6 protein-coding genes and 1 pseudogene are annotated in these 9,358 nt (G+C 70.4%); 5 read left to right on the forward strand and 2 right to left on the reverse strand.

The annotated features are described in order from the left end of the window. A pseudogene (locus AXW62_RS21615) lies at nucleotides 1-304 on the reverse strand (N-acetylmuramoyl-L-alanine amidase); the annotation flags it as partial. A gap of 128 nt (nucleotides 305-432) precedes the next feature. Here AXW62_RS21615 and AXW62_RS21620 point away from each other — a divergent pair. The 4 genes from AXW62_RS21620 (at nucleotide 433) to AXW62_RS21635 (ending at nucleotide 6,304) form a co-directional block, all read left to right on the forward strand. Further along, nucleotides 433-1,185, forward strand: a complete 753-nt coding sequence (locus AXW62_RS21620) for a TIGR03089 family protein (RefSeq protein ID WP_060945990.1) — start codon at nucleotides 433-435, stop codon at nucleotides 1,183-1,185. Between the two features lie 380 nt (nucleotides 1,186-1,565). Continuing rightward, on the forward strand, nucleotides 1,566-2,684 hold the full coding sequence (locus tag AXW62_RS21625) for an LCP family protein (protein WP_060945991.1): 1,119 nt from the start codon (nucleotides 1,566-1,568) through the stop codon (nucleotides 2,682-2,684). Nucleotides 2,685-2,913: 229 nt separating this feature from the next. Next, entirely contained in the window at nucleotides 2,914-4,608 is a 1,695-nt protein-coding gene (locus tag AXW62_RS21630; protein WP_060945992.1) for an LCP family protein, read from the forward strand. Between the two features lie 70 nt (nucleotides 4,609-4,678). Then, entirely contained in the window at nucleotides 4,679-6,304 is a 1,626-nt protein-coding gene (locus AXW62_RS21635) for an LCP family protein (protein WP_060945993.1), read from the forward strand. A gap of 201 nt (nucleotides 6,305-6,505) precedes the next feature. On the opposite strand, the gene AXW62_RS21640 is transcribed toward AXW62_RS21635, so the two are convergent. Further along, a complete protein-coding gene (locus AXW62_RS21640; RefSeq protein WP_060945994.1) occupies nucleotides 6,506-7,522 on the reverse strand; it encodes a glycosyltransferase family 2 protein in 1,017 nt (338 codons plus the stop codon). Between the two features lie 219 nt (nucleotides 7,523-7,741). On the opposite strand from AXW62_RS21640, the gene AXW62_RS21645 reads away from it, so the two are divergent. Then, entirely contained in the window at nucleotides 7,742-9,220 is a 1,479-nt protein-coding gene (locus AXW62_RS21645) for an LCP family protein (RefSeq protein WP_060945995.1), read from the forward strand. Nucleotides 9,221-9,358 lie beyond the last annotated feature (138 nt).

Genomic DNA, 9,358 nt, shown 5'->3' on the forward strand with positions numbered 1-9,358 from the left:
CGCGAGTGCGGACCTGTACCCGGGCGCGGAGGCCGGCGGAGGGCCGGTCCCAGACGACGCCGACGAGCGAGAAGGGCCGCACGTCCGGCGCGGCCACGCCCCGGTCGCCCGTGTCGCCACCGGGCGCGGCCACGCCCCGGTCGAGTCCGCCGGACGCGAGGGGAAGCAGCGGCAGCGACTGCGTGGACCCGGAGGTGGCGGCCCGCTCGGTGCGGGCGTGGGCGGGGCCCGGATACAGGGCGAGGGGAAGGGCGAGGGCGGCGGTGCACGCGACGCCGATCGAGGATGCCAGGTATGCACGCATGATTGGAATGGTCCCCATACCATGACAAACCTGTCCATTCGGAAGAGCGGTCACGTCGCGGACCGTTTGCCGACCCGGGCCTCACCGACCCCGTCCGCGCCGCACCTTCGGCGCGTAGGCTTGCGCGGGTGAACGCCACCGATCGCACCCCTGCCGACCTGCTGGGATCCGCGCTCGTCGCGGACCCGTCCCGCCCGCTTGTGACCTTCTACGACGACGCCACGGGCGAACGCGTCGAACTCTCCGTGGCCACCTTCGCCAATTGGGTGGCGAAGACCGCCAATCTGATCCAGGACGATCTGGCCGCCGCACCAGGCGACCGGTGCGCACTCCTGCTGCCCGCCCACTGGCAGACCGCCGTGTGGCTGCTGGCCTGTTCCTCGGTCGGGGTCCTCGCGGACATCGGGGGCGACCCGGCCTCCGCCGATCTCGTCGTCAGCGGCCCGGACACCCTCAAGGAGGCGCGCGAGTGCTCCGGGGAGCGGGTTGCGCTGTCGCTGCGGCCGTTGGGCGGCCGGTTCCCCCAGCTGCCGGAGGGGTTCGCGGACTACGCCGTGGAGGTGCCCAGCCAGGGCGACCGCTTCGCCCCGTACTCCCCGGTGGACCCGGACGCGCCCGCGCTGGCCGTCGGCGGTCTGGAGCTGACGAGCGCGGAGGTGGTGGAGCGGGCGCGCGCCGACGCCGCCGCACAGGCGCTCGGGCCCGGCTCCCGGATCCTCTCGGGGCTGCCGTACGACGTCTGGGAAGGGCTGTCGTTCGGGCTGTACGCACCGCTGGCCACCGGCGGTTCGGTGGTGCTCTGCCGCCACCTGGAACGGCTGGACGAGAAGGGGCTGGCCGAGCGCAAGGAGAGCGAACGGGTCACCGCGACCACGTCCTGAGCCGTCCTGAGCCACCCCGGAGCCGCACTCCGACCCACCGGACCACCCCGCGCCACCCCCAGCCACCTCACCCCCCAACCACCGGACCACCCCGCACCCCGTACCCCGCACCACCCCGACCACCTCACCCCCGACCACCTCACCCCACACTGGACTCGGACCACAGCCCCCGCCCCCTGCCCCGTCCGGCGGACCGGCGGACCGGGAGAGCGGGGGAGCGGATCCACGGGCGGCGCCGCGCGCCCCGCGCACGCCCCGCTCGATGCTCTACGGATACGTACAACCATGCGCGGGGTTCGCATGTCTGTTCCGTTAATCGGTATCGCAGCACGTGAAGCCGCCCCGCCCCGCGGGCGGGAGACGGGCGGGAGGGCGCGGACGTGACGACTGACAGCTCTGAGCCCGCGCCGAGACGCAGGCGCCGCTGGCCGCGCGTCCTCGCGCTGGGCACGGCCGTACTGGTGCTGTCGGTCGCCGGGGCGGGGTGGTGGTTCTACGAGCGCCTGGACGGCAACATCCGCACCGACACCCGGACCGCGAACGAACTCAAGAAGTACGAGGCCGAGCGGCCGGTGTCGGTGGTGCGGGACGCCCAGAACATCCTGCTGATCGGCTCCGACAACCGGGGCGGCAAGGGCAACGGCAAATACGGCCAGGACACCGGCACCCAGCGCTCGGACACCACGATCCTGCTGCATCTGCAGGCCGGCGGAAAGAGCGCCACCGCCGTCTCCATCCCCCGCGATCTGATGGTGGACGTCCCGGCCTGCGACCAGCCGGACGGACAGCGGACCCGCCCCCGGCTCACCCAGTTCAACTGGGCATTCGAATTCGGCGGTGCGGCCTGCACGATCCGCACCGTGGAGAAACTGACCGGCATCCGCGTCGATCACCACGTGATCGTGGACTTCAGCGGCTTCAAGAGGCTGGTGAACGCGGTCGGCGGGGTGGAGATGTGCCTCGAGGAGCCCGTCGACGACGATGACGCGCATCTGAAGCTGCCCGCGGGCCGTCAGGTCCTGCACGGTGAAGAGGCCCTGGGCTATGTGCGCGCCCGGTACAGCATCGGCGACGGGAGCGACACGGAGCGTATCGGCAGGCAACAGGAATTCATGGGTTCGCTTGTGAAGAAATTGCAGAGCAATGGTGTGCTGCTCAATCCGGCGAAACTGTATCCGGTGCTCAACGCGGCGACCTCCTCGCTGACCACCGATCCGGGACTCGATTCGCTCAAAGATCTGTACGATCTGGTGCGCGGAGTGCGGGACATCCCTCGGGAGAAGATCCGGTTCCTCACGATTCCGCGCCAGCCGTATACGTACGACAAGAACCGCGATGAACTCGTCCAGCCGGATGCCGACCGCCTGTTCCGGCAGTTGCGGCTGGACCGCCCGGTGGCGGTGTCCCGCACCGTGACGGTCTCGGCGAGCGGCGCCCGGAAGGCCGGTGGCCACGGCTCCCACCAGGGGACGACGGCCGCACGCGGCATCTGCGGGTAAAGACACCATAAGAATGAGCCGCGCTGCGTGAAGGATCGGATAAGGATGGGGCAGATTGCCCAGTTGTAGGGAAGTGGAATGTGTCACCGGCGTCGCTTGACGCTGATCTGGACGGATAGTGTGAGCGATCCGGTGCGCTCTACGAGGTGGCCGCGCACTGCACAAGAAGACGTATGGAGCGCCTTGAGGGGGAGGCGCCGCGTGGCACCGACGGAGGACACAGGCGACCGTGGACGCGCAAGGCCCTGGCGGGGCGGGTGACTTCGACCCAGCCGATCAGTGGGTGTTCGACCCGAACACGGGCAATTACGAACTGCGGCTGAACCCTGCCGAGACATCGGCGGACGACACCACCGAGTTGCGACGGGTCTCCAGATCGTCGAGCCGTGACGGCGCCACCGACTCCGAGCCCAGAGGGCGCCGCCGCGCGGCCAAGCAGGAGTCGGAGCAGGAGAAGGAGACCGGCCCGGTCAGCCGCCGCAAGCCGAAGCCGAAGAAGTCGAAGGCGAAGAAGGCGCTCTACTGGGGCAGCGGCACCCTGGCCTTTCTGCTGGTGGGCGGTTCGGCCGCGGCGTACTTCATCTATCAGCACCTCAACGGCAACATCAGCAAGGTCGACGTCGGCGAGAACAACGCCGCGGTCTCCGACGGGCCGATGAACATCCTGCTCATCGGCACCGACCGGCGCGACGGCAAGGGGAACGAGGGGTACGGCGACGCGGGGAGCGTGGGCCACGCCGACACCACGCTCCTCTTCCACGTCTCCGAGGACCGTTCCAACGCCACCGTGCTGTCCATCCCCCGCGACATGATCACCGACATCCCGGACTGTCGTACGAAACAGAAGGACGGTTCGTTCAAGACCATCCCGGGCGAGTCGGAGGTGCGCTTCAACACCAGCCTGGGACAGGAGGGGCGCGACCCCGGCTGCACCTGGCAGACGGTCGAGAAGCTGACCGGTCTGGAGATCAACCACTTCATGATGGCCGACTTCAACGCCATCAAGGAGATGTCCACGGCGGTCGGCGGGGTCGAGGTGTGTCTCGGCAAGGACATCAACGACCCCAAGTCGCATCTGAACCTCTCCAAGGGCCGCCACACCATCAAGGGCGAGGAGGCGCTGGCGTTCGTCCGGACCCGGCACGCCGTGGGCTACGGCGGCGACCTGGACCGGATCAAGCTCCAGCAGCAGTTCCTGAGTGCGCTGATGCGCAAGATGAAGTCCAGCGGGACGCTCACCAGCCCCGGCAAGATGTGGGACCTGGCCCAGAGCGCCACCAAGGCGCTCACCGTGGACACCGGAATCGGCACCGTCTCCAAACTGGCCTCGCTGGGGAAGAACCTGAGCAAGGTCGATCTGAAGAACGTCACCTTCGTGACCGTCCCGGTCGTGGACAACACCGACGGCGCGACCGTACTGCTCGACAAGACCAAGGCCGAGCCGCTGTTCGCCATGGTCCGCCAGGATGTGTCGCTGACCGAGGTCAAGAAGAAGGAGAAGGCGGCCAAGGACAAGCAGGCGGCCCGGCTCAAGGGGCCGAAGGCCGATCCCGCCGATGTCCGGGTCAAGGTGCTCAACGGCAGCGGTCGGTTCGGCGCCGCCCAGGAGACCGTCGACTGGATGCAGAACACCGAGGGGATGCTCCGCACCAGCAACGGCGGAAACGCTCCCTCGGAGTCGAAGAAGACGACCCTGGAGTACGCTCCCAACCAGGCCGATCAGGCGCGTCGGCTGGCAGACAGCATGGGGCTGCCCGCCTCTGCCATGAAGGAAGGCACGAAGGACGCCGAACCCATGGCGGAGATGACCCTGACGCTGGGCGCGGACTTCAAGGGCGCCGGCACTCCGATCTCCGCTCCGACGAAGGCGCCGAAGGACATTCAGAGGGTCGAGGCCGACGACAAGAACGTCTGCGCCAAGTGACCCGTCGCCGGCCAGCGGATCCACCTTCGTCCATCGGGCCGGACGACAGAGAGACAGCGGGGAGGGCCCGATGCGTCAGAGCAGTGTGCGGGAGGAGAGAGGCCGGTCCGCCGTCCCCGAACCCCGCGAGGACGGTGAGGACGACGGTCCGCCGGGCGGAAAGGAGCCCGCGTCGGGGGACGCGGGGTACCGCCCGAGCGGTCCACGGCGGCCAAAGAGGAGTCGCGGCGTGCGGATCCTGCGCTGGAGCGCGCTGACCCTGACCGTGCTGATACTCGGCGCGGCCGGTGCGGGCTACTTCTACTACCAGCATCTGAACGGCAATCTGCGGAAGGAGGAGCTGGACCTCGGCGACAGCAAGATCGGCAAGCCCGAGCCCAACGCCGCCGGCCAGACTCCCCTCAACATCCTGCTCATCGGCTCCGACAGCCGGAACACCGCGGAGAACGTCAAGCTCGGCGGCGCCAAGCAGGACGCGGACCGCAAGCCGCTGGCCGATGTGCAGATGCTGGTACACGTCTCGGCCGACCGCGCCAACATGTCGGTGGTCAGCATTCCGCGCGACACCCGGGTGACCATCCCCCGGTGCACCGACCCGAAGGACGGAACGGTGTACCCGAAGACCGTGGGGGCCATCAACCAGTCGCTCCAGCACGGCGGTCCGGGCTGCACGGTCGCCACCTGGAAGGAGCTCACCGGCGTCTACATCGATCACTTCATGATGATCGACTTCTCCGGGGTGGTCTCCATGGCGGACGCCATCGGCGGCGTCCCGGTGTGCGTGAACGCCAACGTCTACTCCCATGACAGCAAGGGCCACGGCTCCGGTCTGAAGCTGACCAAGGGCACCCACAACGTCAAGGGCGTCCAGGCCCTCCAGTGGCTGCGCACCCGCTACGGCTTCGAGGACAACACCGACATCGGCCGGGCCAAGGCCCAGCACATGTACATGACCTCGATGATCCGCCAGCTGAAGGCGGGCACCAAGCTCAGCGACCCGGGCAAGCTGATGGACCTCGCGGAGGCCGCCACCAACGCGCTGACCGTCGACCACGGCCTCGGCAGCGTCAAGAAGCTGTACGACCTGGGCAATGACCTCAAGCGGGTGCCGACCAAGCGCACCACCATGATCACCATGCCCTGGGAGTACGGCGGCGGCGGGGAGTACGTCCTGCCCAAGCCGGGCGACGCCGAGCAGACCTTCGCACTGCTGCGCAACGACATAGCGCTGGACGGCAAGGACAAGAAGAAGCCCGACACCACCCCGGCACCCACCGCGCCCAAGGCGGAGATCCCGGTGGTGGTGCAGAACGGCACCGCCAGCACCGTACTGGGACCGGTGGCCGGCCGGGCCGCGGTCATCACCTCCGAGCTGGTGCGGCTGGGCTACGCCAAGGCCACCGCGAACTCGCTGCTCATCTCGCAGGCCGACACCACCGTCCTCTACCCCGACGAGGCCGAGCAGGGCGACGCGCTGGCCGTGGCCAAGGCGCTGAAGCTGGCGAAGTCCGCGGTGAAGTCGTCGAAGTCGGTACAGCACGTCACCGTGGTGGTGGGCAACGACTGGCGCCAGGGCACCACCTATCCGAAGGCGGCGGCGGACAGTGGCGACAGCGACAAGACGCCCGAGAGCGCGGACGCCCTGAACGGCGAGGAGAAGGGCTGCATGAAGGTCAACCCGGGCTACAGCTTCTGACGCCTCCGGTGACGGCACGGGGCCCTGACGGCACGGGGACCCCCATCGGAGGCCGCGTCCCCGTGGCACACCTCCCGGCGGCAGCACACGTACGTCCCCGTGCCGGCACGGCGAAGGGGCCGGACCCGGCGTGACGGCGTGGGTCCGGCCCCTCGTGGCGTCCGGATGGATGCGCGGGCGGCGGCCAGGGCGAAACACGCCCTAGGGGGCCATGACCGCCGGGCGGCGGCTGGCGATGACCTTCTTGGCGAGCGACCGCGGACTGGTCAGGAAGCCCCAGCCCCACGACATGTGCATGGTCGCGAGCGCGAGCGGGATCTGCAGCCGGGCCTTCACCGGCAGCCCCTTCCCCGCCGGGATCGAGCCCGCGACGATGGCCGCCAGATAGCCGCCGGGGACCACCAGGCCCCACGGGGTGACGGCCGCGCCCACCACCAGGCCCGCCGCGATGGCGACGACGGCGGTCGGCGGGGCGAGGTAGCGCAGATTGATCGAGCCCTGGTGGAAGCGGGCGACGACATGGCGCCAGCGCCCGTAGTCCTTGTACTGCTTGGCCAGCGCCCGTACGTTCGGCCGCGGCCGGTAGGAGACCTTCAGCTCGGGCGAGAACCAGATCAGCCCGCCCGCCTCACGGATCCGGAAGTTCAGCTCCCAGTCCTGGGCGCGGATGAACTCCTCGTTGTAGCCGCCCTGCCGCTCCAGCGCCTCGCGCCGGAAGACGCCCAGGTAGACGGTTTCGGCGGGGGCCGCCGCACCGCCGGTGTGGAAGGCCGCGTTGCCCACCCCGATCTTGGAGGTCATGGCGGCGGCGACGGCCTTCTCCCAGTCGTTCTCGCCCTCGGCGTACATGAGCCCCCCGACGTTCTGCGCGCCGGTCTCCTCCAGGAGCCGTACGGCGGTCGCGATGTAGTCGGGCGAGAGCATGCCGTGACCGTCGACCCGCACCACCACCGGATGGCGGGATGCCTTGATCGCCGCGTTCAGGGCGGCCGGGGTGCGTCCGGTGGGATTGGGCACCGTATGCACCCGGGCGTCCTCCGCCACCAGTTCGGCGGCGATCTCGTCGGTGCGGTCCGTGGACGGGCCGAGCGCGATCACCACCTCCATCTCGCCGGCGTACTCCTGCTCCAGGATGTGCCGCACGGCATTGCGCAGATGGCGTTCCTCATTGAGCACCGGCATGATCACTGAGACGGCCGGGAGCTGATGCGGGGGCATGGCACCTCGGGGTTCGGGGGCCGGGCCCCAGGAGACTGGGGGTGGGGCCCCAAAAGGCTGCGGTATCGGGCCCACGTTACCGCGAATGGTGGACACCGGACCGCGCCGCCCGGGTGGCAGCGCGCGGTACGGGCGGCGTGGGGCCGCCGGGACGATCGTCGTATCGGCCTACGGTGAGGCGGTTCCGCCCAGCCCGCCCGTTTCCGGAGGTCCCCTTCAGTGAGTGCGCCGGTTCGATCGCCGCGCCCGTCCCGGCCCCCCTCCCGCCGCCCCCGCTGGGGGCTGCGGCTGGCCACGGGCGGTGCCTGTCTGGTGCTGGCGGTCAGCGGCATCGGGCATCTGCTGGTCCGGGAGCTGGAATCCGGGATCCACCGGGTGGATGCCTTCGGCGGCCTGGACAACCGGCCGAAGGACACCGGCGGGGGCGTCAACTTCCTCGTGGTCGGCACGGACGGACGGGAGAAGATCACGCCTCGGGAGAAGGCGCTGTACCGGCTGGGCGGAGCCCCCTGCAACTGCACCGACACGATCATGCTGATGCATCTGTCGGCCGACCACCACCGGGTCAGCGCGGTCAGCCTGCCCCGCGACTCGTACGCCGAGATCCCGGCGTACACCGACGCCGCCGGAAAACGCCATCCGCCGCATCCGCGGAAGCTCAACGCCGCGTACGCCGAGGGCGGGCCGAGCCTGACCGTGCGCACCGTGGAGCAGCTGACCGGGGTCCATGTCGACCACTACCTCGAGGTCGACTTCACCAGCTTCATGAAGACGGTCGATGTGATCGGCGGGGTGAAGATCTGCACCGCACGGCCGCTGAAGGACGACCACACCGGGCTGGACCTGCCCGCCGGCACCCACGTCCTGAACGGCGGCCAGGCGCTGCAGTACGTGCGCTCCCGGCATGTCGACGGCACCTCCGACCTGGGCCGGATCCAGCGCCAGCAGCGCTTCCTGGCCGCGGTGGTCCACCAGACCACGGCCGGTGGCATCCTGCTCAACCCGGTGCGGTTCAACCGGGTGGCCGGGGCCCTGCTGGGCTCGGTCCGCGCCGACCACGGCCTCGACGCGGCGGACCTGGTCGCCCTGGGGCGGGCGATGAACGGCATCACCCCCGCGTCCTCGGAGTTCGCCTCGGTCCCGGTGGTCCTGCCCGGCGTTCCGCTGAAGGGGTCCGGCTCCACACTGCGCTGGGACCACGCCAGGGCCGAGCGGCTCTTCACCGCCCTCCGCGAGGACCGGCCGCTCACCCACCGCCCCAAGCGGCCGCGGGCCACCCCGGTCGAGGTGGACCCGGGCCGGATCCGGGTCCATGTGCTCAACGGCACCGACACGGCGGGGCTGGCCCGCCGTGCGGACCGCGCGCTGCACGCCACCGGCTTCGCCACCACCGGCTCCCCGGCGGACGCCGCGACCCCCGACGTCCCGCACACGGTGATCGCGTACGACCCGGTCTGGGACCGCTCGGCGCGCTCGCTGGCGGCCGCGCTGCCCGGGGCCCGGCTGAAGCCGGTGGCCGGACAGGGCGAGGTGATGCAGCTCACGCTCGGCGCGGACTTCACGGGCGTACGGCCGGTGCGGCTCGAGGGTCCGGACACCGGCGAGAACGGCCTCGGGGCCGTCACCGGCGAGGAGGTCGCCTGCCCCGAGGAGACCCAGACCCCTGTGCCCCGGGATGCGACAGGCCGCGCCCTGTGACCCGGGGTGCGCGGGGGCGGTATGCGACCTCCGCGCGGGGGCGGCGTGCGTCCTCCGCGCTGCGGCGGTGTGCGCCCTCCGCCGGGGCGGGGCCCTCCCCCGGGGAGGGGTGATCAGCCCGATCAGCGCCGCCGACGG

It is taken from the genome of Streptomyces hygroscopicus subsp. hygroscopicus, from assembly GCF_001553455.1.
Lineage (GTDB): Bacteria > Actinomycetota > Actinomycetes > Streptomycetales > Streptomycetaceae > Streptomyces > Streptomyces hygroscopicus.

Coding starts and splice junctions, on each gene's coding strand:
- AXW62_RS21640 (WP_060945994.1), bottom strand. CDS start 7,522: ATGCCCCCGCATCAGCTCCCGGCCGTCTCAGTGATCATGCCGGTGCTC.
- AXW62_RS21635 (WP_060945993.1), top strand. CDS start 4,679: ATGCGTCAGAGCAGTGTGCGGGAGGAGAGAGGCCGGTCCGCCGTCCCC.